The sequence below is a fragment of the Ensifer sp. Root954 genome (assembly GCF_001429005.1).
In the GTDB taxonomy this organism is placed as follows: Bacteria; Pseudomonadota; Alphaproteobacteria; order Rhizobiales; family Rhizobiaceae; genus Ensifer; species Ensifer adhaerens.
The window spans coordinates 157,121-180,601 of sequence record NZ_LMJM01000025.1 but is presented as its reverse complement, the minus strand read 5'-3'; the positions used below and the strand labels follow the sequence as shown (position 1 = coordinate 180,601).

The following is a 23,481-nucleotide window of genomic DNA, read 5'->3' as shown; positions in this document are numbered from 1 at the left end:
TTTACTCCGCCGGCACGCCAATGCCGGACCGAAACAGGCTGCGCTCCACGGCGCGCTTCTCCGGGCGGTGACGGGTCAAGGCCAGGATGAAGCCGGCAGTGACGCAGATCGCCACCATGGACGAGCCACCATAGGAGATCAGCGGCAGGGTCATGCCCTTGGCCGGAAGCAGTTCGAGGTTCACGCCGATGTTGATCATCGACTGGATGCCGATCTGAAGCACCAGGCCGGCAACGGCGAACCGGTTGAAGTCGTTGCGTTCGCGGAAGGCATGGTTGAGGCCGCGCATCACCAGGAAGGCGAAGATCAGCACGATGACCATGCAGAAGACGATGCCGAATTCCTCGGCGGCAACGGAAAAGACGAAGTCGGTATGGCTGTCCGGGATGATGCGCTTGACGATGCCTTCGCCCGGGCCCCGGCCGAACCAGTCGCCGCGGATGATCGCCTCGCGGGCGGTATCCATCTGGAAGGTGTCGCCTTCGCCCGTCAGGAACTTGTCGATACGCGCGGCCACGTGCGGCAGCAACGTATAGGCGACGAAGAAGCCGCCGAGGGCCGCACCGCCGAGCAGGATGATCCAGAGCCAGGGCATGCCGGCCATGAAGAACATGCCGCCCCAGACGGCGGTGGTCAGGATCGTCTGGCCGAGGTCGGGCTGGGCGACCAGCAGGGCCGCGACGATGCCGAAGAGCAGGATGGCAAAGAGATTACCGGGGATTTCCGGCTGGCGCGCATGTTCGGAAAACAGCCAGGCACAGACGACGACGAAGGCCGGTTTCATGAACTCCGACGGCTGGATCGAAATCCCACCGAGCGAAATCCAGCGCATCGAGCCCTTCACCTCTTCGCCGATGAAGAGTACCAGCACCATCATGCCGAGCGAACCGGCAAGAAGCAGAATCGCCGCGCGCCGGACCTGGCGCGGCGAGAGGAAGGAAATCCCCACCATCACCACCAGCGACGGCAGAAGGAAGAGTGCGTGGCGCCGGACGAAGTGGAAGCTGTCGAGGCCGATGCGCTCGGCGACGGCAGGGCTTGCGGCGAAGGACAGCATGAAGCCGACGCCCATCAACAGGATGAAGGTCGCCAGAAAGAACCTGTCGATCGTCCAGAACCAGTCGGCCACGGGGCCACGTTCGGCTCGGCTTACCATCTTGTCAGTCCCCTTCTCCGGCGCCCACCGCGCCCACGTCCGAAATCCCGCACCACCTTCCGCATCGACCGGCACGCATGCGCGCCGGCCGAGGGATCAAATCAGCATCGTCACGCCTTCGATCGCGCGCACATGTCCGACGAAGGCATCACCGCGTACCTCGAAGTTCTTATACTGGTCGAAGCTTGCGCAAGCCGGTGAAAGCATCACCGCCGAGCCGCCCGTCTCGTCCCTGCCGGCATCGGCCGCGGCATGCGCTACCGCCTGCTCCAGCGTGCCCGAGATCTCATAGGGTACGGCTTCGCCGAGCGTCGCGGCGAAAGCCGGCGCGGCCTCGCCGATCAGATACGCCTTGGCGATCTTCGGGAAGAAGGGTGCAAGCGTCGTGATGCCCCCTTCCTTCGGCAGACCGCCGGCGATCCAGTAGATGCGGTCATAGCTCGAAAGCGCCGGTGCCGCCGCATCCGCATTGGTCGCCTTGCTGTCATTGACGAAGACGACAGAGCCCTTGCGGCCGACCGGCTGCATGCGGTGCTTGAGACCGGGGAAGCTCTTCAGGCCAGCGTGGATTTCCGCCGCGCTGACGCCGACCGCAAGGCAGGCCGCGATGGCGGCGGCTGCGTTCTGGGCGTTGTGACCGCCGCGCAGCGTCTGGATGCCGTCGAGATCGACGAACAGGCCGGAAGTGCCACCTTCAGCCTTCAGGATGCGCGGGCCCTCGGCATAGAGGCCGCTTGCCAGCACATGGCGACGGGAGATCCGCACGGTCCTGGTGCCGGCGCGCTCGACGCGATCGGCGATCAGCGCCGAGAAACTGTCGTCGACACCGACGATTGCCGTGCCGCTACCGGCGACCAGCCGTTCCTTGATGTCGGCGTAATGCTGCATCGTGCCGTGGCGATCGAGATGATCGGGTGTCAGGTTGAGCAGAATGCCTGCCGTCGGGTTCAGCGTCGGCGCCAGATCGATCTGGTAGGACGAGCACTCGACCACGTAGAAGCGCCCGGCCTTCGGAGGATCAAGCGTCAGCACCGCGGTGCCGATATTGCCGCCGAGCTGCGTGTCTCGGCCGCTTTCTTTGAGGATATGTGCGATCAGCGCCGTCGTCGTCGATTTGCCGTTGGTGCCGGTTATCGCGATGAAGGGGCAATCGGGCGCATGCGCCCGGCGTTCGCGCACGAAAAGTTCGACGTCGCCGATGATCTCGACACCAACCGCATGGGCAAGATCCACGGTCCAGTGCGGCTTGGGATGCGTAAGCGGCACGCCGGGCGAAAGCACGAAGGCGGCAAAGGCCGCCCAGTCGACGGTGCGCAGGTCCGCCGTCGGCACGCCTGCGGCCGAAGCCTTGGCGACGCTATCCGGGTTGTCGTCCCATGCGGTAACCTGGGCACCACCGGCGACGAGCGCCTGCGCGGTCGCAAGGCCCGAACCGCCGAGACCGAAGAGAGCGACTTTCCTGCCCTTGAAGGAAGTGACCGGGATCATCGTCCGCTCACCGCAGCTTGAGGGTGGAGAGGCCAACCATCGCCAGGATGACGGCGATGATCCAGAATCGGATCACGACCTGGCTCTCGGTCCAGCCCTTCTTTTCGAAGTGGTGGTGGATCGGCGCCATCAGGAAGACGCGGCGGCCGGTGCGCTTGAACCAGAAGACCTGGATGATGACCGACAGCGTCTCCATGACGAAGAGGCCGCCGATGATGATCATGACGATCTCGTGCTTGACGGCAACGGCTACGGTGCCAATCAGGCCGCCAAGCGCCAGCGACCCGGTGTCGCCCATGAAGATGGCGGCCGGCGGCGCGTTGAACCAGAGGAAGCCGAGGCCGGCGCCGATGACAGCGCCGAGGATGACGGCAAGCTCGCCCGTGCCGGGCACGAAATGGATCTGCAGATAGTTGGCGAAGACGGCGTTACCAGCGAGATAGGCAATCAGGCCGAAGGCGGCAGCGGCGATCATCACAGGCACGATCGCAAGACCGTCGAGACCGTCGGTCAGGTTCACGGCATTGCCGGCGCCGACGATGACGAAGCCACCGAACAGCACGAAGAAATAGCCGAGATTGACGATCAGGTCCTTGAAGAAGGGGAAAGTGACGGAGGAGCCGAAAGTGGAGCCGGACGGACCGCCCGAAAGCGAGGCCTGCATCATGAAGAACACGGCGATCGCCGCGATCACGAATTCGATGCCGAGGCGTGCCTTGCCGGAAAAGCCCTTGTCCGACTGCTTCGTAACCTTGAGGTAATCATCGTAGAAGCCAATGGCGCCGAAGCCGAGCGTGACGAGCAGCGTCGAGACGACGTAGACGCTCGACAGATCGGCCCAGAGCAGCGACGAGACGACGATGCCGGCCAGGATCATCAGGCCGCCCATGGTCGGCGTGCCGGCCTTCTTGAAATGCGTCTGCGGCCCGTCGGCGCGGATCGGCTGGCCCTTGCCCTGGCGGATGCGCAGCGAGGCGATCATCGCGGGCCCGAAGAGGAAGACGATCATGGCCGACGTGAAGAGCGCCGCGCCGGTGCGGAACGTGATGTAGCGAAAAAGATTGAAAAACTGAAAGTGGTCCGCCAGTTCCACAAGCCAAATGAGCATAAGGGACCTTTCCCCAAAGGTTTCCTGCACAATGATGCAGCAGTTTAAAGTGTTACAGCGAAGCTTTCCCGCCCCGGGAGACGCGGCGCCGTAGTATTTCGAAACACGTCCAACAGAATCATCTGAAAAACGATACGCGCTTGCATGCGAAAGTGTTAGGGCGCGCCGCCTAACCTCAAACTGTATCCACCGCGCCATCATGGGCGGTTCCGCCGGCTTTTATTACGCCGGCTACCCCTCGGCTTCGGTTCCCTCGGCCCCGTATTCCTCGGCTTGCGTCTCCGGATAGCTCTCGATCAGCGCCTGCACGATCTTGGCGCAGCCGGTCCCCTTGGACGACTTGACCATGACAACGTCGCCCGGCGCGACAGCGGCCAGCGCATAGGCTTTGAGGTCCTCAACGCTCTCGCGATAGATCACCGAAACTTCGGGCGGAAGCGCGTCGCGCAGGTGCGCCATCAGCGGTCCGGCGAGCCAGACATCGGTAATACCGGCTTCGATGAGCGGACGGGCAAGGGCCGCATGCACCTCGGCCGCGTGTTCGCCCATTTCGAGCATGTCGCCGAGCACGGCGACACGACGACCGCCGACCGGCGGCTCGCTGTCGCGCAGCAGCGAAATTGCCGCCCGCATCGAGCTCGGATTGGCGTTGTAACTCTCGTCGATCAGCTTCAGCGTACCGCCGCCGATCGAAAGCGTGTGGCGCCGGCCCCTGCCCGTTTCGGCCTGCATGGTTGCGAGCGCCGAAGCCGCATAGTCGAGATCGCCGCCAGCAAGCTTCACCGCTGCGAGAACCGCAACGGCATTCTCGGCGATGTGGCGCCCGGGAGCACCGATCGCGACTTCCAACGTGCGACCGCCGATGCCGGCCCAGAGAATGGAACCCTCCGCACCGCCGCTGAATTCAACCAGCCGGAATTCGGCCTTCGGGTTGGCGCCGAAGGAATGGATGTGGCTGACGCCGGCCGCTGCCGCGGCGTCTTCAAGCAGCTTGTACTGCGGGCTGTCGTGAATGATCAGCGCGTGGCCGCCATTGACGACGCCTTCGAAGATCTCGGCCTTGGCTTCGGCGATCTGGTCGAGGCTCTCGAAATTGCCAAGATGGGCGGCAGCGATGCTGGTGACGATGGCCACATGCGGGCGCACCATGGCGGTCAGCGGCCGGATCTCGCCCGGATGGTTCATGCCGATTTCGAAGACGCCGAAATCGGTTGCCTCGGGCATGCGTGCAAGCGTCAGCGGCACACCCCAGTGATTGTTGAAGGAGGCGACCGACGCATGTACGCGGCCCTGCGGCTGAAGCACGTGGCGCAGCATCTCCTTGGTGGTCGTCTTGCCGACCGAACCGGTGACGGCGATGATCTTGGCGGCGCTGCGGTCACGCGCCGCACAGCCGAGCCGGATCATCGCTTCGAGCACGTCGTCGACGACGATCATCGGCGCATTCAGCCGTCCGAGCGCCGGCAGCTTGCCTTCGCTGACGACCAGCACCGCGGCGCCATTGGCGAGCGCGATACCCGCATAGTCGTGGCCATCCACGCGATCACCCTTGATCGCGAAGAAGGCTTCGCCCTTGCCGATCGAGCGGCTGTCGATGGAGATCCCCGAGATGCCTTCAGGCAGATTGCCGACCGGCCGGCCATTCATGGCGGCCAGGAGATCGCTGCTTGTCCAGAGCCAGTTCAAATCACAAGCCTCCCAATGCCTTGCGGACCTCCGCGTGATCCGAGAAGGGCAACGTGACGGAGCCGATCGTCTGCCCCTCCTCGTGCCCCTTGCCGGCGACGATCAGCGTGTCGCCGGTCTTCAGCATGCCGACCGCCGTGCGGATCGCCGTGGCGCGGTCGCCGATTTCGATGGCGCCCCTGGCCGCCGCCATGATTTCGGCGCGGATCACATCGGGCACTTCCGAGCGCGGATTGTCGTCGGTCACGATCGTCACGTCGGCAAGCCGGGTGGCGATCTCGCCCATGATCGGGCGCTTACCCTTGTCGCGGTCGCCGCCGCAGCCGAACACCACGACGACGCGGCCGGTCGTGAACGGCCGCACCGAGGCGAGCACGTTTTCCAGCGCATCCGGCTTGTGGGCGTAATCGACATAGGCGAGCGCGCCGTCCCTGGTCTGGCCGACCAGTTCAAGACGACCGGAGGCCCCCTGCAGCTTTTCAAGCGCGGAGAAGGCCGCCTTGGCGCTGATGCCGGTGGACATGGCAAGGCCGGCCGCCACGAGCGCATTGGCCACCTGGAAGTCGCCGGCAAGCGGAATGTGGATCTCGAAGATGTCGTCGCCGACATGCACTTCGGCCGACTGCTTGTGGCGGAAGTGCTCGACCCGCTTCAGCGAAATGTAATCGCCCTTGCGGCCGACCGTCCGCACGTCGAGCTTGGCCTTGCGGGCAGCGGCGATGGCCTGGTCCGACCACTGGTCGTCGGCAAAAATCACCGCGGGCGCGCCCTTCGGCAACAGCGCCTCGAACAGCCGCATCTTGGAGGCCATGTAGTGCTCCACCGTCGGGTGGTAGTCCATGTGATCGCGGCCGAGATTGGTGAAGGCGGCAGCCGACAGGCGCACGCCGTCGAGCCGGCTCTGGTCGAGGCCGTGGCTGGAGGCCTCCATCGCCGCATGGGTGACGCCGGCATCGGCAAGTTCGGCGAGCAGCTTGTGCAGCGACACCGGATCGGGCGTCGTCAGCGAGCCGTAATCGTTACGCCCGGGTGCGACGACGCCGGTCGTGCCGATCATCGCGGCTGCAAGGCCGGAATGCGCCCAGACCTGGCGGGTGAAGGAGGCGACCGAGGTCTTGCCGGCGGTGCCGGTGACGGCGACCATGGTTTCCGGCTGGCGGCCATAGAAGGCAGCGGCAGCGCGGGCGAGAAAGGCGCGAGGTTCGGAAAGCTTCAGGACCGGCGCTGCCGAAGTGTCGACGTCCGAGCCAGCTTCGGTGACGACGGCGACCGCGCCGCGCTTCAGGGCATCGGCGACATAGACGCTGCCATTGGCCTTGCTGCCGGAAACGGCGACGAAGAGATCCCCTGGCTGAACCTGCCGGCTATCGGCCGTCAGTCCGGCAACGTCGATATCGGCGGCAGCGCCGCTCAGTTGCGCCGAAAGTTCCGGGAAGCTCGATCCCGCCAGGTCTTTGATCTTCATGAACGCACGTCTCGCATCGATTTCGATCCGCAAGAATCGCGAATCGTCCGCTTTCTCATTTCATGTCTAATAAGACACAAGCAAGGCAGAACCGTCTTCTCCAAACTTTGGTTCGACACCGAGCAGCGGCGCAGAGCGGCTGATGATGTCGCGAACCATGGGAGCCGCGTTCGAGCCTGCGGTGCGCCCGCCACCCTCGCCGGTCTTCGGCGCGTCGATGAAGGTCAGCACGATGTATTTCGGGTTGTCGATCGGGAAGGCCGCGAGGAAGGCGTTGAAGTTCTGGTCGCTGGCATAGCGGCCGTTGACCACCTTGTCGGCCGTGCCGGTCTTGCCGCCGACGTTGAAGCCCGGCACCAGTGCGCGCTTGCCGGAGCCTGCAATGCCGTTCCAGCGAAGCAGGAAGCGCATGTCGTCGCTGGTGCTCTTCTTGACCACCGGTGTGGCGACTGCGTTGGCCTGCTCCTCGGTGCGCGGCAGGAAGGTCGGTTCGATCAGCTTCCCGCCGTTTACGAGTGCAGCACCCGCGACAGCCGTCTGCAGCGGCGTCGTCGAGACGCCGTGACCGAAGGAGATGGTGACCGAGTTGATCTTCTTCCATTCGCGCGGCTGCGTCGGGGATTTCACTTCCGGCAGTTCGGTCGGCAGCTTCGAAAGCAGGCCGAGGCGCGTCAGGAATTCCTTGTGGCCGGGAATGCCGACGAGATCGGCAATCTTCGCGGTGCCGATGTTCGACGAATACTGGAAGATTTCCGGAACAGTCAGCACGCGGCGCTTGCCGTGGAAGTCCTTGATGGTGAAGCCGCCGATACGGATCGGCGCCGAGGCGTCAAAGCTGTCGTTGAGCGTCACCTTGCCGGAATCGAGGCCCATGGCGATGGTGAAGGTCTTGAAGGTGGAGCCCATTTCGAACGTGCCGTTCGACATGCGGTTCATCCAGCCCTCTTCCGCCCCTTCGGCCGGTTTGTTCGGGTCGTAGTCGGGAACGGACGCCATTGCCAGCACTTCGCCGGTATGCACGTCGAGCACGACGGCGCCGGCAGCGAGCGCCTGGTAGTTCTTCATGCCGGCGTCGATGACGTCGCGCACGATGTTCTGCACGCGCACGTCGATCGAAAGCTTCACCGGCTCGAGCTTGGCGTCGCTGGTCATGCCGATCGCGGCAAGGTCGGCCAGCCCCTGGCTGTCGATGTATCGCTCCATGCCGGCAACGCCGCGGTTGTCGATGTTGACGTGGCCCAGGATGTGTGCGGCGGTGTGGCCGCCGGGATAGAAGCGGCGCTTTTCCGGGCGGAAGCCGACGCCGGGAATGCCGAGCGCCAGGATCTCCGACTGCTGCTTCGGGGTCAGCTGCCGGCGCAGCCACTGGAAGCGCGATTTCGACTTCAGCTTGTTGTAGATTTCGCGGGCGTTGATGTCGGGCAGCACCGTCGACAGCCGCTCGACCGCTTCGTCGGCATCGACGATCTTGTGCGGCTCGGCATAGAGCGAGACGGTGCGGATGTCGGTCGCGAGGATCTCGCCGTTGCGGTCGAGAATGTCGGGGCGCGACGCCATCAGGTTGTCGGCCCGGCCGATGCTGGAAACGGTTTCGGGTGCCGCCATGCCGTATTGCACCAGGCGGCCGCCGATGACGGCATAGACGATGCCGAAGCTGGCGATCACGATGGCGACGCGGTTCTTCGCCTGGTTCGTGGTCTTCTTGCGCGTCCCCTGGAAGGTGACGTTTACGCCGCTTTCAGCCGGTCGGTTGTTGCCGCCCGCCGAGAAGTGCGCCTTGCTTTTCAACACCATGATGCGGGAGAGAAACGACATCAGCGCGCCACCGAGCCAGTTGCGATCTTATCGGTCTTTTCGATGATGGCAGCGATGCCATCCTTGGCCGACTTGTCCTCGGGCACGGGCAGATCGGCCTTCAGCATCGGCAGTTCCTGCGGCTGGGCGAGCTGTGTCGAGGGGGTCGGCACGAGTTGCAGGTCGGCTCCGAAGGCACCGACGAGGCGCTCCAGGCGGTTCGGTTGGGTCAGAAGCGCCCAGTCGGCCCGAAGCAGATCGATCGTGTCTTCCTCGAGCTTGATCGCCACGTCGAGCTTGCGGACTTCCTCAAGCTTGTTTTCGGCGCGGTGCTTGATCGTATAGGTCACCGTGGCCGCGGCCGTCATGACGACGATCAGAACGATATCGAACGTTCGAAGCATGTCTTGTCAGCCCCCCAGCCGTGCAAGGCTTGCCAGTTCCGGCAGATTGAAAATGGACAGATCGTTTCCCGGCGACGCAGCTTGCGTGCGGATACCGGCGCGAAGCTTGGCAGAGCGGGCGCGCGGATTGAGGGACGCTTCTTCCTCGCTGGCTGCCACCATAGGCTTGCCAACTGGCGTGAAGGTTGCGGCGCGCGCGGACACCATCGGCAGGTGACGCGAGCCGCTGGCCTTGCCGGAGCGGTCCTGGAAGAAGGCCTTGACGATGCGGTCTTCGAGCGAATGGAAGGTGACGACGACAAGACGGCCGCCGGGCTTCAGCGCTCGCTCGGCCGCAAACAGCGCCTCTGCCAGTTCGCCGAGCTCGTCGTTGACGAAGATGCGCAGCGCCTGGAAGACGCGGGTGGCGGGATGGATCTTGTCCTTGGCCTTGCGCGGCGTCACCACCTCGATCAGGCCGGCAAGATCGCGGGTCGTTTCGAAGGGCTGCTCGGCCCGGCGCTTCTCGATCGCACGCGCGATGCGGCCGGCCTGCTTCTCTTCACCGAGAAAGCCGAAGATGCGGATGAGATCAGAGACCTTGGCGCGATTGACGACATCGGCCGCCGAAACGCCCGAAGCCGACATGCGCATGTCGAGCGGCCCCTTCTTCTGGAAGGAGAAGCCGCGCTCGGCCTCGTCGATCTGCATGGAGGAAACGCCGATATCGAGCACGACGCCATCGAGCCCGCCTTCGGGCGCATGGGCGGCAAGATCGGAGAACTGTGCATGAACGAGCTTCAGCCGGCCGCCCCACTCGGCGACCTGCGCCTGCCCTGCGGCAATCGCCGTCGGGTCGCGATCGAGCGCGATCACGTCGGCACCGGCCTTGAGGATTGCGGAGCTGTAGCCACCAGCACCGAAGGTGCCATCGAGGATGACCTTGCCGGGCGCAGGCTCCAGAGCCGCAAGCACCTCGGGCAAGAGAACGGGAATGTGACGAACCGGTCCGCCTTCGGCTTCAGAAACACCTCCGCCTTGATCCGTCACCATTCCCTCTCTCCATTCTATTCTGGACGCAACCCCCGTGACTTGCGCCCTTCCCGGGCCGCCGCCTGCGCCTTTTGAAAGGCCTGCGGCTCCCAGAGCTGAAAATAATCGCCCCGCCCGACGAACATCACGTCGGTCGAGATGCCGGTGAAGTCGCGGATAAAATCCGTCATCATCAACCGGCCTTCCGGATCGAGCTTCACAAAGACGCCACCCCCGTGAACCAGCAGCGACATCTCGTTGGCTTCCGGAGAAAATGGATCCTCGGCCGCCATCTGCCTCTCGAACCGATCCAGGAGCTCCGGCCCGCCGACGCTGATCGCCGGAAAGACGAAATCCTGAAAACAGTATAGCTCCCGAACGCCCCCATCCGACAGCACGGAGCGAAACGCCGAGGGAACAGAGACCCGCCCCTTCGCATCGATCCGATTGGTGGCATGTGACAAGAAGCGGTTCATAACGCGAAACGGCCGCCCAAGACTGACGGGCCACGATCATCGACCCGCGAGAACACGTCACTCCGCACGCAAGACCGCCCCGCCGAACAGCGGAATGTCCGACCACCCTCCGAAGCCGGAAGGCATTGGAATCTTGCGATATTGGGCCGCGAAGCAGCCCCTGCGCAGTGCCATTATGGGATATCATGGGACCATATGGGCGTCAATGGGAATGGATCACAAACAGCCGTCGGGCTGATCAAATATTGATAGGTTGTTAAGTTTAACGAAGGGTTACGAAGAGACCCCCACCGTACGGGAATGCGACGGTCGAACGGCTTCAAATCGTTGAAAAATCAGAATGTGAGAAAAAGCGCAGACACACCGTTATGCAGAGGCCCTTGCGAGCCATCGCAAGAGAAGAATCCACGGCGGCAACGACAAAACCGCCTAAACCCGCACCGCTGCCGGCCGCAAAAATGGCATGCGGATCAGCCCGATTTGCAAGGCGCGATCCGCACGCGCTGAACCGTTCGGCCCGCATTGAGAGAGAGAGAGAGAGAGAGAGAGAGAGAAAATCGCCAGTTGGCCTGTAAGCCGGGTTCTGTATGGCCCCGTCACCCGAAGGCAACGGAACGTGGCAGCCATTCATCTGGGACTACGTTTGCACGCAGCCTCTTGCAACCCACCCGGATGACTGGCCCGGAAACAGGCTGGGCGCTTGCGCGTCCGCGTCATCCCTATTCGGTCTTGCTCCCGGTGGGGTTTGCCGTGCCGTCCATGTCGCCATGTCCGCGGTGGGCTCTTACCCCACCCTTTCACCCTTACTCCGCAAGCGGAGCGGTTTGCTTTCTGTGGCACTTTCCCTGAGGTCACCCTCGCCGGACGTTATCCGGCACCGTGCTTCCGTGGAGCCCGGACTTTCCTCCCCCCGCGGCCTTTCGGCACTTGCGGAGAGCGGCTGCCCGGCCAACTGGCAGGCGCTCCTTAACGCAAGCCCCCGCCCGGCGCCAGAAAAAACGGCAGTGTTTTTCAAGCTGCCAACAGGGCAGATCGGTCGAGACCGGGTGGATGCCGCCGCACCTAGCGAAAGGCGACCGCGAAGTCGGCGTCGTATTCGGGCTCATCGATCCGGCCATTTTGCACAAGGACAGCGCCGAGCCTGCCTATCTCGTCGGAGCTTTTTGCCGCCTGGCCGTTGCCGCCGGTGACGACGGCGATGCGGTCGCCCTCGGCAAAGCCGATATAGGGCAGCCCGTCGCGGGTGAACGAGGTGACACAGGGTGAAAAGTGGGTGGAGACCGGCCGGAAGTCAGGCATCACCTCGGCCAGCAGCCGACGCAGATGCTCGGCCGCCGCGGCGCCGCCCGGCCCGCGGAACCAGTGCCGTATCGCCGGCTCGTCACTCAGGATCCTGTCGGTCGGATCGCCGCCGATCTTGATATAGGTCCTGCCGTCGGCATAGCCGACCGGCGGCAGCAGGTAGTAGCTCTTCTCCTGCTCGGGCGCTGCACCGATCAGCGAGGGCATGCCCTCGAAGTCAGGCAGCTCGCTCGCCGCCACCTCCGCGAACAGCACCGTGCGAGCCTTGACCGTCAAGTCGATCGGCCGCGGCAGCAGTTTGTCGGACAGGGAAAATCCGCCGGCCGCAACGATGACCCGGCCCGCTTCCAGGCGCATGCCCGAGACCGTCGTGACGACAACGCGATCGTCCGCTTCGGAGACGGCGCCGACCTCGTCGCGCACGATCCGTGCGCCGGCCTTCTCGGCACAGATGACCTGCGCCGCAACGAGCGCGCGTGGATTGATGTAGCCGGCGCCAAGGCGCTCATAAACGCCGGCCGTGCCCTCGGGAAAACGGAACCAGGGAAAGCGCCGCGACAGCGCTTCGCTGTCATAGAGCGGCGCTTCGACGCCGAGCGCATCCCGCGCCTTTTCCACCTGCTCGATATAGTCGTAGCTCGAGCCCGGCGCTGGCCCCGCCATCAGGCAGCCGACCTCGTGATAAAACCGGATGCCGCTTTCGCGTTCGATCTCGTCGTAGCGCTCGATCGAGCGACGGGCGAGACGCGCCCAGACGGGGTCGTCGTCGATCGTGCGGGTGATGCGGGCATTGTCGTAGTGGCTGGAAAAGACGCCGGAATGACTGGCCCAGTCGGTCGGCTCGTCAGGACCGACGAGCGCGACGCCAGCACCCGAGAGCGCCAGGTGCCGGGCAGCCGCAGCGCCCATCATGCCCTTGCCGACGACAATGAAATCAAAGCTTTCCGACATGCTCATCCCCGCTCTACTGACACGGAAGGAGGTAGCATATCGGTGCTCTTAGGGCACCACCACTCAAGGATTTAATTGGCGCCGGAACGCGAGACCTGTCCGGCTGGAGCATCCGCCATTGCCGCGTGGCCGGCGGACGATGCTCTCTCGTCGCGTGGGCAAATGGATCACCCACGCCTGTCAGGCACTAGAGCATTCCGCCCTCAGGTGGAAACACCGAGGCGGCCAGATGCTCTAGAATAGGGATGCCAAGGCGCCCCTCGTGCGTTCGCTGGAACCCACGGCGTTCTAGTCGATGATGTCCTGGACCTTGCCGCAATAGCGCTTGGAAACCGGGTTCATGCGCTTGGCGCCATGGCCGGCATTGTACTTGAGGATCGTGCCGCAGGTGGTGCCGCCCGAAAGTTCATGCGCCATGGCGAGATACTTCATGCCGAACTTGATGTTGGTTTCCGGGTCGTAGAGACCCTTGGAGGAGCCCGAATAGCCCATCATGCGCGCCGTGGCGGGCTTGATCTGCATCAGGCCGATCTCGCCGGCGCTGCCGCGTGCCTTCGGATTGAAGTTGCTTTCGACCTTGACGACCGCATGCGCCAGATCGACGGGAACGCCGTACTGCTTCGCATAGCTCTTGATCAGGGCCGTATACTGAACGTTCTGCGGAAGGTCCGGTTTCGGGAAGCCTGTGGTCCGGGTGACGGTCGGGATGGAAGAGGTCTTGATGGTCTTGTCGACATTCCCCGCATACGACGTACCCATCCCGGCGAAGAACATGCCAAGGCATGCCGCCACCGCAGCAACAGACGATATTCTCATGTAGTTTGAATTCTCCGGTCTGGGGATTGGACCGAAGCGCACCCCGCTTCGAGCCTCACGTCCCGATCGTTTCATTCACAGGACGTGAGCGTTGCGCCCCGAAGTTCCTGCAGTTTCAATGAGCGGGAAATGAACGGCGCATCATGGTAAACATGTGGCAAAGCTAAAAAAACATGCCACGAACATCCGGAAAACAGGCTTCGAAACGAAAAATTCTTCCGCGTCAGGCGACAAATTGCGGCAGCCCGGAAAGCAGGCGATGGAGCGTATCGAGGGTTGAGATGTCGGCGATGCCGTCTACCCTCTGTTGCCGGAAATGCCTTTGGAACGCGGCGATGGCGCCCTCGGTTTTTTCGCAGAAATCACCAGTCACTTCAATGCCGTAGCCATAGAGCGACAGCATCGACTGGATGGCCTCTACCGGCTGACCGCGGTCGCCGCGCTGAAAGAAGCGCCCGCCGCCGATCGGAGCCGGCTCGACCCAGTGCCCGACCCCTTCGCGGTGAAGAACATGCCAGGGAAATTTTTCTCCCGGATCAACCTTGCGAATGGGGGCGATATCGCTGTGCGCCAGCACCCTTTCCGGGGCGATCGACCACCGCTGGCCACAGTCCCGACACAATTCGACGACCGCATCGATCTGCTTCTTCGGGAAATCCGGCAACCCGCCGGGGTGGCCCGGGTTGGCGATCTCGATACCGATCGAACAGGAGTTGATGTCGGTCTCGCCCTTCCAGTAGCTCTTGCCCGCGTGCCAGGCACGCAGCGTCTCAGGCACGAGCTGGTCGACGCGTCCGTCCTCATGAACGAAATAATGGCTGGAAACCTGGCTCTCTTCGCGACACAGCCATTCGAGCGCCGAAGCGCCCGTCGCCATGCCGGTGTAGTGCAGCACGATCATATCCGGTGCCCGCCTGTCGGCGCGGTCGCCAAAATTGGGCGACGGCATGAAGCGAGCCCCCGGATAGTCGCAGTATTTCGAAGTCATGCAGCTCGGCGTTCTTTCTCGATCGCCTCATAGGCGGCGTTCAGCGCCGCCATGCGATCATTGGCGATCGCGTGGAATTCTTGCGGTACGCCGCGCGCCACCAGCATATCCGGGTGGTTTTCGGAAACCAGCACACGGTAGCGCTTGCGGATGTCGGCGAAATCATCCTTACGCGAAACGCCGAGCACCTGATAGGGGTCGCGACCGTCTCCGTGCACATGGCGGGCCATGATGAGCTCGAAATGCGCCTCGTCCATGCCGAAGATCTCGGCGACCCGCACCAGGAACGCCAGTTCGCGCTCATGAACTGCACCGTCGGACTTGGCGATGTGGAACAGGCCGTCGACGATATCCTCGAGGATCGGGCAGTTTTCTTCGCAGGACGAACACAGCGACGCCATCTTCTCGGCATAGGCCTCGTAGCCGGCGACGTCCTGGCGCGCGAGATTATAGAGACGCGCGACGTTCTGCGCCTGGTCGGGCGGGAACTGGAAGATGTCGCGGAAGGCAGCGACCTCGGCCTCGCTGACGATGCCGTCGGCCTTGGCCATCTTGGCCGAAAGCGCGATCATCGCGACGGAGAAGGCAACCTTGCGCCGTGTCTCCGGGTCGCCCTCAAACAGGGTACGCACGGCCTCGACCACACCGGCAAGCGCATTGCCGGTGGCGGTAACGATTTTGAGGAGGCTGTCCCAGAATGACATGCGAGAATCCCTGTCTCTCCAGCGTATAGCATGGACTTGTGTGGTGGCAAATTGCAAGCGGTGGGATGGTCCGAACCACGAGGATGACGAACTTGTGATGGCACCTCACTATTGTCAATCCATCGATTGGAACTTGCGACAGCTGGTAGACGGAAAGCTGTTCCCTTGGGAACAACCTAGCGATCCGAAGCGGCGAATTTATGCCGAAAAACACGCCAAATGCACCGGCCGCGAAGGCCGCGCCGCCCGATTGCGCTCCTCCGGCTGCGACAATCGGCGCGACACCGAGCCCGCCCCGCGTTTCCGACGGCGCCCAGCAGCCGTTCTCGCGCGGCCTCGACACAACATCCACAGGCCCGTCATTTAAATTCCATCTGATTTGCGCTATGGAGGCCGCACCCATCGCATGCCAAAGTCCCGAGGAGGAAACATGGCCAAGAAAAAAGTCGCAATGCTGACGGCCGGCGGGCTCGCGCCCTGTCTGTCATCGGCCGTTGGAGGACTGATCGAGCGCTATACGGACGTAGCACCCGAATATGAGCTGGTCGCGTATCGCTCGGGCTACCAGGGCGTACTCCTTGGAGACCAGATCGAAATTACGCGCGACATGCGCGAAAAGGCCCATATCCTGCATCGCCATGGCGGCTCGCCGATCGGCAACAGCCGCGTCAAGCTCACCAACGCCGCCGACTGCGTCAAGCGCGGCCTGGTCAAGGAAGGCGAAAACCCGCTGCGTGTCGCAGCCGAGCGCCTTGCCAAGGACGGCATTTCGATCCTGCACACCATCGGCGGCGACGACACCAACACGACCGCTGCCGACCTTGCCGCCTATCTCGACGCCAACGGCTACGACCTGACCGTGGTCGGCCTGCCGAAGACCGTCGACAACGACGTCGTTCCGATCCGCCAGACGCTCGGCGCCTGGACGGCTGCCGAATACGGCGCCCGCTTCTTCGACAATGTCAGCAACGAACAGAGTGCCGCCCCGCGCACGCTCGTCGTCCATGAAGTCATGGGCCGCCATAGCGGCTGGCTGACGGCAGCCACCGCCCGCTCCTATATCCAGATGACCGACGACAAGGAATTCGTCGACGGCTTCATGATGAACCGCCAGATGAAGAACATCGACGGCCTCTATCTGCCGGAGATGAAGTTCGACCTGCAGGGCGAAGCCGATCGCCTGCGCAAGGTTATGGACCGCACCGGCTTCGTGACGCTGTTCGTCAGTGAAGGCGCCTGCCTCGACGCCATCGTCGCCGAGCGGGAAGCAGCCGGCGAGACCATCAAGCGCGATGCCTTCGGCCACGTGAAGATCGACACGATCAATGTCGGCAACTGGTTCTCCAAGCAGTTCGCAGCCCTTCTCGGCGCCGAACGCTCGATGGTGCAGAAATCTGGCTACTACGCCCGCTCGGCCCCGGCCAACGGCGACGACCTGCGCCTGATCCAGGGCATGGTCGACCTTGCCGTCGAAAGCGCCCTCAACAAGGTCTCGGGCGTCACCGGTCACGACGAAGACCAGGGCGGCAAGCTGCGCACCATCGAATTCCCGCGCATCAAGGGCGGCAAGCAGTTCGATACCTCCACCAGGTGGTTCGGCGAGGTGATGGATGTCATCGGCCAGAAGTGGAAGGCCCAGAAGCACTGACCGACACTTGCCGGCGGGTGGATATGCCACCCGCCGACAACGCTTGATTAGACGTTGACGGCTCCGCGTTTCCGTGGCTGGCTCGGCGAATTGATTGCCGAACACCACCTTTAGCGCGGAGCTTTTTCATGTCGTTCGAACACTGGTTTGCCTTTGCCGCGGCCTCGGCCGTGCTGCTCGCCATCCCCGGCCCCACCATTCTCCTCGTCATTTCCTACGCGCTCGGCCATGGCCGCAAGACCGCGGGCGCGACGGTCGCCGGCGTGGCGCTCGGCGATTTCACCGCCATGACCGCCTCCATGCTCGGCCTCGGCGCCCTGCTTGCCACCTCTGCCGCCATCTTCACCGTCTTGAAATGGGTGGGCGCTGCCTATCTTATCTGGCTCGGCATCAAGCTCTGGCGCGCGCCGGTGGCCGCCGGCGGTGACGTCGACCTCGAAACCACGTCGACGGAACGCCCGCTTCGCATCTTCTTTCATACCTATGCGGTGACTGCGCTGAACCCGAAGAGCATCGTCTTCTTCGTCGCCTTCCTGCCGCAGTTCCTCGATCTCAGCCAGCCGCTCTTTACCCAGATGGCGATTTTCGAGCTGACGTTCCTCACGCTCGCGATCCTCAATGCCAGCCTCTATGCAGCCCTTGCGACCGCCGCCCGCAGCACGATTTCCAAGCCGAATGTGCGGCGGATCGTCAACCGCGCCGGCGGCTCCATGCTGATCGGCGCCGGGCTTTTGACGGCCACGATGAAGCGGGCCACGGCCTGAAATTCGACCCCACGCTTGCCGCCGCCAGCCTCATAGGTTAATGGAGATTCACGCTTGGCGGCTGGCAACCGCTGATTTGCAGGGGCTACGGGGCCCAGAAGCACGAAAGTGACAGAATGGCGAATTACCGTATTTCCCTTTCCAAACAGACGTTTGGCGTGGCAGCTTTGTTGTCGGCGACCATCGTCTCGGGATGCTCAACGGTAGAGCACACGTCGCTGGCAGACCTCACGGCCGTGCAGACGGTTACGCCCCTCGCAAAGCCCGGCACAGAAATGACCGCCTATGCACTGCCGACGCCCGACGGCGCCGCTACCGCAACGAGCGCGGCCTTGACGGCTCAGACCGCTGGGGTCGCCGCCACCTATCCGGTCGCGACCGATCTGGCACAGGGTGCGGAAGCAGCACCCGCACTGGTCGCGGTCCCCGCGGCCAAGCCGGGCGACACCATGGCGCTTGCCATGGTTGCCCCGACGACGCAGACCGGCGCCAGCGCGGCGATTGCCGCTGCGGAAGCCCCCTCGCCCGCCGACTCCACTCAGGTGGCATCCGCTGCCCTCTCGCCGACGGCAACCAAGACGGCCCGCGTCCAGGATCTGCCGGTCTCGACGCTCGCAGTTGCAGCCGCGATGGAATCGGACTTCGACACCGGCGAACCGGTCGGCCTCGAAACGCTGGTCGCCAACCGCATGATCGTTCCGACCGAGCGCCCGAAGACCGGCGTCATCGGCTCGACGGTGGCCGCAGTCGCCAACGTCATTCCGGATTCGATGAAATTCACCAAGACGCCGACGAGCTCGCGTCCCGAACTCGACAAGATGATCAAGTACTATGCCGATCTCAACGGCATTCCCGTGGAACTGGTGCACCGCGTCGTCAAGCGCGAGAGCAATTACAATCCGCGCGCCTACAGCAAGGGCAATTACGGCCTGATGCAGATCCGCTACAACACCGCCAAGGGTCTCGGCTATGACGGTCCGGCGGAAGGTCTGTTCGACGCCGAAACCAACCTCAAATACGCGACCAAGTATCTGCACGGCGCCTGGATGGTGGCCGACAACCAGCATGACAGCGCAGTAAAGCTCTATGCCAGCGGCTATTACTATCACGCCAAGCGCAAGGGCCTGCTCGAAGAGCTCGGCATGAAGTAAGCCGGCCACCCGGCTGGCCCGAAGCGAAGCTGCTTCTCGACGGCTCTGGAATATCCTTACGAGGCGCTCAATCGAGCGCCTCTATTATTTTGGCGTTGAGTGTCTGCACGTCATAGCCGAGCCGCGAAGGCGTAAGCCCCAGCCGCACGACCGCCAGCTTCAGCGAAGGCACCAGCATGATCGCCTGGCCGTCATGCCCGAGCATCCAGAAGGCATCCGCCGGGAAACTGCCCGTTCCCGCCCGCGCGCCGTTTTCCTCCAGCCATACCTGGCCCTGGCCGTATTTGCCGCCCGATGCCTTGGTCGGCGTGCGCATGAAGGCGACATAGTCCTTCGGCAGCATCGCCCTCCCCTTCCAGACACCGTCCTGCAGCAGGAGCTGCGCGAACCGCGCCCAGTCCTGCGTCGTCGCATACATGTAGGAGGAACCGACGAAGGTGCCGCTCTCGTCCGTCTCCAGGACGGCGCTTGTCATGCCGAGCGGCGCAAACAAAGCGTCATAGGGAAAGGCAAGCGCTGTCGCCGGATCGTCGAAGGTGCGCATCCAGATCCGCGACAGCAGCGTGCTGGTGCCGCTGGAATAGCTGAAGTTTGTGCCGGGCTTTGCACCCAACGTCCGCGTCGCGGCAAAACCCGCCATGTCCCTTTCCAGATAGAGCATGCGCGTCACGTCGGTGACGGCGCCATAATTCTCGTTAAAGGCAAGCCCGCTCTGCATCCCCATCAGGTCCGCAAGCGTGATGCCCGCCCGCTCGTCCCCGGCCCATTCCGGCAGCAGGTCGCCCTGCGACACGTCCATGCGCCCTTCTGCAATCCTGAGGCCAATCAGCGCCGCCGTCACCGACTTGGTCATCGACCAGCCGAGCAACGGCGTCGAACGGTCGAAACCCTGGCCATAGGTTTCCGCCACCAGTTGGCCGTCGTGGATCACGGCGATCGCCCGCATGCCCGGCCCGGCGAGGTCAGCGTCCTCGACGAGCTTCTGCAAGGACGGCTCGATCACGGCCCCCTCGCCTTCGGGCCAGGCCACACCCGGCACGGGCGCTGAAGCGGCGGTTTTCGTTTCGATCGGTGCCAGAGCCGCGGCATCGCCGTCCGGCAGGCTGGCGCAGCCGGCACCCGGACGATAGGCCGCGTAACCGGGTGCGGCAAAACCGAGGATGCGCGCCGTCACCAGCTGTTTCTCTTTGTCGACACCGACGCGCACCAGCTTGAGCAAGGGATGGCCGGGGGCCTGCACGTCGTCGGCGAGCACAGCCTGGGCATCGCGCTCGGCGATGAAGACGTTGGAACAGACGATTTTCGCCGCATAGCCGTCGCCGACCTTCAGCAGTTCCGGCGGCGCCAGCGCAAGCCAACCGAACAGACCGACGACGATGAGCGCCAGCACGGCACCCGAAATCTTCAACAAACGTCCCATGCGATCCTCCGGCCTGATGCGCAAAGAGAACCAGCATTTTGCTGCAAGGGAAAGCCCGGCCGCCTCAACTTTTCATATTGGAAAAACGCACAAGCAGTCGAAAAAAGTGCAGCGCTTCGAGCTCTCGCTCACGCACTCGCAGAGAGGCGCGCCTCTCCCGCTTCGCCGTCGCCGACGAGCACCGACACGTCGGCCATAACAGGCGAAACCCAGGGACCGCGGATCTCGGCAGCGCCACAGGCCCGCGCGCAATCCGCCTCGCTCTCCTTCTCGACACCGCTGACGGCGATCGAAAGCCGCAGCACCTGTCCGGTCTTGATCAGGCAGGCGAGCAACGCCACGCTGCGTTCGCTGCCATGTGCGGCCCGCACGGCGGCGAGATCGACGGTCACCTGGTCGGGCTGCACGTCGGAGATCTGGTTCAGGGGCAGCGACGAAGCGGAGCCGCCGCCAAGCGCGACGCGAACGCCCAGCGCGCGCAGCCCCCGCAAGTTTTCGGTGACGATGACAAGATCGTCGGTCGAGACGCCCTCGGCGACCTCGATCGTCAGGCGTTCCGGCGAAAGGCCGGCATCCGAAAGGCACCGCTCCACCTGCGTGACGAAATCGCGGTCGCGCAGTTGCGAGACGAAGGGTGCAATCGTCAGCCCTTTCGGGAAAGACCAGCCGGCCGCCTGCCTGCAGGCGGACTGAAGAGCCCAGGCGGCAAGCGCCAGCGTAGTCGCGCTCTGCTCCGGCGGCTCGAACGTTTCCGCGCCGATGACGCCGAGATGCGGATGCCGCCAGCGCAGCAGCGCCTGGAACCCACCGATGGAGCCGCTTTCGATGCCGAGGATCGGCAGGAATGCGAGAAAGAACTCCTCTGCCTCGAAACCGCGCGTAAGATCGCGCTCGGCTTCCGCCCGCTGCCGCACGGCATGACTCAGGGTTTCCGAGTGGAAGGCATGACTGTTGCCGCTGATCGCCTTGGCTTCGTAAAGCGCCAAGTCCGCCCTTTTCAACACGTCGGATGTCGATTTGTCCGACCGCTCGATGAAGGCTATGCCGATGCTGCAGCCGGAAGCGATGCGCGTTTCCCCGAGATCGAACGGCGCTTCGAACAGCTTTTCCACCCGCGTTGCGAGCATTTCCGCATCGGCTTGAGACGGCGCGCACGCGGCCGCAAGCACGAACTCGTCGCCGCCGAGGCGGTAGACCGTCGCCTCGCCGGCAAAGGCACGCCTGAGCCGGGCGCCGAACAGAGCCAGCAACCGGTCGCCGGCGTCATGTCCCAGCGTGTCGTTGATCACCTTGAAGCGATCGAGATCGAGAAGAAGCAAGGCGTTGCGCGCAAACGCGGCACCTTCTGCGCTGAGTGCCTGGCTGATATCGGCCTCGAGCGCAGCGCGGTTTGCAAGCCCAGTCAGCTTGTCGCGATGGACTTCGTTGCGCAGGCGACGCTCGGCGCGCCGCGCGGCACGCAGCTCCAGCTCAAGCCGGCGCGAGTAGCGCCAGCGATAGAAGGAGCCGCCGAGGATGAAAGGCATGGCGCCGGCCGCCATAACGGCAGGGACGTCCCAATGCGGCGCCATCTGGTCGGGAAGAGCGGTTCCGCTGGCAAGCCACGCCACAGAAACCAGAGCCCCCAATGCCGCGCCGGCAGCCGCAAATCGCTGCTCGGGCTTCGGCAGAAACGTACCTAACATCATGTCGACGCCCCCCGTATGTAAGGCGGTGCTAGCACGTCAGGGTTTAATGAATTCTTATGGGTGAAAAATTGTAGATTTACGTTCCGGAGACCGCCCCGGCCCTGTGAGAAAGCCCGTCATCAAAGTGTAGCCGAGTCACTTTAGAAGCGCCTAAGTTTCAACTGGATGACCGTCTGAGATGAATGAAATCGCTTCCGACGTTGGCTTTGGCAGAAAAAATCCGAAGCTGAAAAACGCCCTGCTCCAGCACAAGACCCTCTCCCTCGCAGGCTTCTCGGAACGTCTGTTCGGCCTGCTCTTTTCGGGCCTCGTCTATCCGCAGATCTGGGAAGATCCGATCGTCGACATGGAGGCGATGCAACTGACCCCGGAAAGCCGGATCGTCACCATCGGCTCCGGCGGCTGCAACATGCTCACCTATCTGTCGGCCGGCCCACGGAAAATAGACGTCGTCGACCTCAACCCGCACCATATCGCGCTCAACCGCCTGAAGCTCGCAGCCTTCCGCCATCTGCCGAGCCACAAGGATGTCACGCGCTTCCTGGCGATCCAGGGCACGACGACCAACGTCCAGGCTTTCGATCTTTTCCTCGCGCCGAAGCTTGATACAGCGACGCGCAGCTACTGGACCGGCCGCGACATGACCGGTCGCCGGCGTATCGGCGTCTTTGGCCGCAATATCTACCGCACCGGTCTGCTCGGCCGCTTCATTGCAGCCAGCCACCTGCTTGCCCGCCTGCACGGCGTCAATCCGGAGGACTTCGTCCAGGCGCGCTCCATGCGTGAACAGCGACAGTTCTTCGACGAGCGCCTGGCACCGCTCTTCGATCGTCCCGTCATCCGCTGGATCACCGGGCGCAAGAGCTCGCTCTTCGGCCTCGGCATTCCGCCGCAGCAGTTCGACGAGCTCGCAAGCCTGAGTGCCGAAAAGTCGCTCGCCGCCGTTCTGCGCCATCGCCTGGAGAAGCTCACCTGTCACTTCCCGCTGCGCGAAAACTACTTCGCCTGGCAGGCCTTCGGCCGCCGCTACCCGCTGCCGCATGAAGGCGACCTGCCGCCCTATCTCGACGCCGGCGCCTATGAGGCGATCCGCAACAATGCCGAGCGCGTCGAGGTGCATCACGCAAGCTTCACCGAGCTTCTCGCCGGCAAATCCGCCGGCTCGGTCGACCGCTATATCCTGCTCGACGCGCAGGACTGGATGACCGACCAGCAGCTGAACGACCTCTGGACCGAGATCACCCGCACGGCGGATGAGGGCGCAGTGGTGATCTTCCGCACCGCGGCGGAAGACAGCATCCTGCCCGGCCGTGTCTCCCCGGCCCTGCTCGACCAGTGGCACTACGATGCCGAAACCTCGCTACGGCTCGGCGCCGAAGACCGCTCCGCCATCTATGGCGGCTTCCACATCTACCGCAGGAAGGGCTGAGACGTGCAACAGGCCGGGATCTCCCACGCGCG

Annotated in this window: 19 protein-coding genes and 1 other RNA gene; 4 read left to right on the top strand and 16 right to left on the bottom strand. The window is 63.7% G+C overall.

What is annotated here, in order from left to right:
- Position 1: 1 nt before the first annotated feature.
- The 14 genes from ftsW to ASE71_RS20025 all read right to left on the bottom strand — a co-directional run bounded on the left by ftsW (position 2) and on the right by ASE71_RS20025 (position 15,349).
- A complete protein-coding gene (gene ftsW / locus ASE71_RS20090) occupies positions 2-1,156 on the bottom strand; it encodes a putative lipid II flippase FtsW (RefSeq protein WP_034792447.1) in 1,155 nt (384 codons plus the stop codon).
- Between the two features lie 96 nt (positions 1,157-1,252).
- Positions 1,253-2,644 carry a UDP-N-acetylmuramoyl-L-alanine--D-glutamate ligase gene (gene murD, locus ASE71_RS20085; RefSeq protein ID WP_060515927.1) on the bottom strand — a complete coding sequence of 464 codons (1,392 nt, stop codon included), beginning with the start codon at positions 2,642-2,644 and terminating at the stop codon, positions 1,253-1,255.
- Positions 2,645-2,651: 7 nt separating this feature from the next.
- Positions 2,652-3,752, bottom strand: coding sequence for a phospho-N-acetylmuramoyl-pentapeptide-transferase (gene mraY / locus ASE71_RS20080; RefSeq protein WP_034792441.1), 1,101 nt, complete (start codon positions 3,750-3,752; stop codon positions 2,652-2,654).
- Positions 3,753-3,983: 231 nt separating this feature from the next.
- Positions 3,984-5,438, bottom strand: coding sequence for a UDP-N-acetylmuramoylalanyl-D-glutamyl-2,6-diaminopimelate--D-alanyl-D-alanine ligase (locus ASE71_RS20075; protein WP_034792439.1), 1,455 nt, complete (start codon positions 5,436-5,438; stop codon positions 3,984-3,986).
- A gap of 1 nt (position 5,439) precedes the next feature.
- Positions 5,440-6,903 carry a UDP-N-acetylmuramoyl-L-alanyl-D-glutamate--2,6-diaminopimelate ligase gene (locus tag ASE71_RS20070; RefSeq protein WP_060516166.1) on the bottom strand — a complete coding sequence of 488 codons (1,464 nt, stop codon included), beginning with the start codon at positions 6,901-6,903 and terminating at the stop codon, positions 5,440-5,442.
- 66 nt (positions 6,904-6,969) lie between these two features.
- Positions 6,970-8,718 carry a peptidoglycan D,D-transpeptidase FtsI family protein gene (locus tag ASE71_RS20065; RefSeq protein WP_060515926.1) on the bottom strand — a complete coding sequence of 583 codons (1,749 nt, stop codon included), beginning with the start codon at positions 8,716-8,718 and terminating at the stop codon, positions 6,970-6,972.
- A complete protein-coding gene (locus tag ASE71_RS20060; protein ID WP_034792423.1) occupies positions 8,718-9,101 on the bottom strand; it encodes a hypothetical protein in 384 nt (127 codons plus the stop codon). Before ASE71_RS20060 ends, ASE71_RS20065 begins: the two co-directional genes overlap by 1 nt.
- A 6-nt stretch (positions 9,102-9,107) precedes the next feature.
- On the bottom strand, positions 9,108-10,133 hold the full coding sequence (gene rsmH / locus ASE71_RS20055) for a 16S rRNA (cytosine(1402)-N(4))-methyltransferase RsmH (RefSeq protein WP_060515925.1): 1,026 nt from the start codon (positions 10,131-10,133) through the stop codon (positions 9,108-9,110).
- 14 nt (positions 10,134-10,147) lie between these two features.
- A complete protein-coding gene (gene mraZ, locus ASE71_RS20050) occupies positions 10,148-10,588 on the bottom strand; it encodes a division/cell wall cluster transcriptional repressor MraZ (RefSeq protein ID WP_060515924.1) in 441 nt (146 codons plus the stop codon).
- A gap of 556 nt (positions 10,589-11,144) precedes the next feature.
- An RNA gene (gene rnpB / locus ASE71_RS20045) (RNase P RNA component class A) lies at positions 11,145-11,544 on the bottom strand.
- Positions 11,545-11,650: 106 nt separating this feature from the next.
- A complete protein-coding gene (locus ASE71_RS20040; protein WP_060516165.1) occupies positions 11,651-12,841 on the bottom strand; it encodes an NAD(P)/FAD-dependent oxidoreductase in 1,191 nt (396 codons plus the stop codon).
- Positions 12,842-13,129: 288 nt separating this feature from the next.
- Positions 13,130-13,657: a lytic transglycosylase domain-containing protein gene (locus ASE71_RS20035; RefSeq protein WP_034792405.1), complete on the bottom strand. Its 528-nt coding sequence runs from the start codon at positions 13,655-13,657 to the stop codon at positions 13,130-13,132.
- A 223-nt stretch (positions 13,658-13,880) separates the two neighbouring features.
- Positions 13,881-14,645 carry an N-acetylmuramoyl-L-alanine amidase gene (locus tag ASE71_RS20030; RefSeq protein WP_060515923.1) on the bottom strand — a complete coding sequence of 255 codons (765 nt, stop codon included), beginning with the start codon at positions 14,643-14,645 and terminating at the stop codon, positions 13,881-13,883.
- Positions 14,642-15,349 (bottom strand): J domain-containing protein, encoded by a 708-nt coding sequence (locus ASE71_RS20025; protein ID WP_034792391.1) that lies wholly within the window; start codon positions 15,347-15,349, stop codon positions 14,642-14,644. The genes ASE71_RS20030 and ASE71_RS20025 overlap by 4 nt, the downstream gene beginning before the upstream one ends.
- Positions 15,350-15,779: 430 nt before the next feature.
- Here ASE71_RS20025 and ASE71_RS20020 point away from each other — a divergent pair, with 430 nt between their 5' ends.
- From ASE71_RS20020 to ASE71_RS20010, 3 genes are all read left to right on the top strand, one after another.
- A complete protein-coding gene (locus ASE71_RS20020; protein ID WP_060515922.1) occupies positions 15,780-16,997 on the top strand; it encodes a pyrophosphate--fructose-6-phosphate 1-phosphotransferase in 1,218 nt (405 codons plus the stop codon).
- Positions 16,998-17,125: 128 nt separating this feature from the next.
- On the top strand, positions 17,126-17,761 hold the full coding sequence (locus ASE71_RS20015; RefSeq protein ID WP_060515921.1) for a LysE family translocator: 636 nt from the start codon (positions 17,126-17,128) through the stop codon (positions 17,759-17,761).
- Positions 17,762-17,877: 116 nt separating this feature from the next.
- On the top strand, positions 17,878-18,912 hold the full coding sequence (locus tag ASE71_RS20010) for a lytic transglycosylase domain-containing protein (protein ID WP_060515920.1): 1,035 nt from the start codon (positions 17,878-17,880) through the stop codon (positions 18,910-18,912).
- A gap of 67 nt (positions 18,913-18,979) precedes the next feature.
- Here ASE71_RS20010 and ASE71_RS20005 read toward each other — a convergent pair whose 3' ends face one another.
- Positions 18,980-20,332, bottom strand: a complete 1,353-nt coding sequence (locus ASE71_RS20005) for a serine hydrolase domain-containing protein (RefSeq protein WP_060515919.1) — start codon at positions 20,330-20,332, stop codon at positions 18,980-18,982.
- 128 nt (positions 20,333-20,460) lie between these two features.
- Positions 20,461-22,020 carry an EAL domain-containing protein gene (locus ASE71_RS20000; RefSeq protein WP_082566227.1) on the bottom strand — a complete coding sequence of 520 codons (1,560 nt, stop codon included), beginning with the start codon at positions 22,018-22,020 and terminating at the stop codon, positions 20,461-20,463.
- Between the two features lie 178 nt (positions 22,021-22,198).
- On the opposite strand from ASE71_RS20000, the gene ASE71_RS19995 reads away from it, so the two are divergent.
- A complete protein-coding gene (locus ASE71_RS19995) occupies positions 22,199-23,449 on the top strand; it encodes a DUF3419 family protein (protein WP_060515917.1) in 1,251 nt (416 codons plus the stop codon).
- Positions 23,450-23,481: the final 32 nt, after the last annotated feature.

Bases quoted from the DNA above. Each gene is read 5' to 3' on its own strand.
- ftsW (WP_034792447.1), bottom strand. From the start codon at position 1,156: ATGGTAAGCCGAGCCGAACGTGGCCCCGTGGCCGACTGGTTCTGGACG.
- ASE71_RS19995 (WP_060515917.1), top strand. From the start codon at position 22,199: ATGAATGAAATCGCTTCCGACGTTGGCTTTGGCAGAAAAAATCCGAAG.
- ASE71_RS20060 (WP_034792423.1), bottom strand. From the start codon at position 9,101: ATGCTTCGAACGTTCGATATCGTTCTGATCGTCGTCATGACGGCCGCG.
- ASE71_RS20025 (WP_034792391.1), bottom strand. From the start codon at position 15,349: ATGTCATTCTGGGACAGCCTCCTCAAAATCGTTACCGCCACCGGCAAT.
- ASE71_RS20015 (WP_060515921.1), top strand. From the start codon at position 17,126: ATGTCGTTCGAACACTGGTTTGCCTTTGCCGCGGCCTCGGCCGTGCTG.
- ASE71_RS20020 (WP_060515922.1), top strand. From the start codon at position 15,780: ATGGCCAAGAAAAAAGTCGCAATGCTGACGGCCGGCGGGCTCGCGCCC.
- murD (WP_060515927.1), bottom strand. From the start codon at position 2,644: ATGATCCCGGTCACTTCCTTCAAGGGCAGGAAAGTCGCTCTCTTCGGT.
- ASE71_RS20070 (WP_060516166.1), bottom strand. From the start codon at position 6,903: ATGAAGATCAAAGACCTGGCGGGATCGAGCTTCCCGGAACTTTCGGCG.
- ASE71_RS20040 (WP_060516165.1), bottom strand. From the start codon at position 12,841: ATGTCGGAAAGCTTTGATTTCATTGTCGTCGGCAAGGGCATGATGGGC.
- ASE71_RS20010 (WP_060515920.1), top strand. From the start codon at position 17,878: ATGGCGAATTACCGTATTTCCCTTTCCAAACAGACGTTTGGCGTGGCA.
- ASE71_RS20065 (WP_060515926.1), bottom strand. From the start codon at position 8,718: ATGTCGTTTCTCTCCCGCATCATGGTGTTGAAAAGCAAGGCGCACTTC.
- ASE71_RS20035 (WP_034792405.1), bottom strand. From the start codon at position 13,657: ATGAGAATATCGTCTGTTGCTGCGGTGGCGGCATGCCTTGGCATGTTC.
- ASE71_RS20000 (WP_082566227.1), bottom strand. From the start codon at position 22,020: ATGATGTTAGGTACGTTTCTGCCGAAGCCCGAGCAGCGATTTGCGGCT.
- mraY (WP_034792441.1), bottom strand. From the start codon at position 3,752: ATGCTCATTTGGCTTGTGGAACTGGCGGACCACTTTCAGTTTTTCAAT.
- ASE71_RS20005 (WP_060515919.1), bottom strand. From the start codon at position 20,332: ATGGGACGTTTGTTGAAGATTTCGGGTGCCGTGCTGGCGCTCATCGTC.
- mraZ (WP_060515924.1), bottom strand. From the start codon at position 10,588: ATGAACCGCTTCTTGTCACATGCCACCAATCGGATCGATGCGAAGGGG.
- ASE71_RS20030 (WP_060515923.1), bottom strand. From the start codon at position 14,645: ATGACTTCGAAATACTGCGACTATCCGGGGGCTCGCTTCATGCCGTCG.
- rsmH (WP_060515925.1), bottom strand. From the start codon at position 10,133: ATGGTGACGGATCAAGGCGGAGGTGTTTCTGAAGCCGAAGGCGGACCG.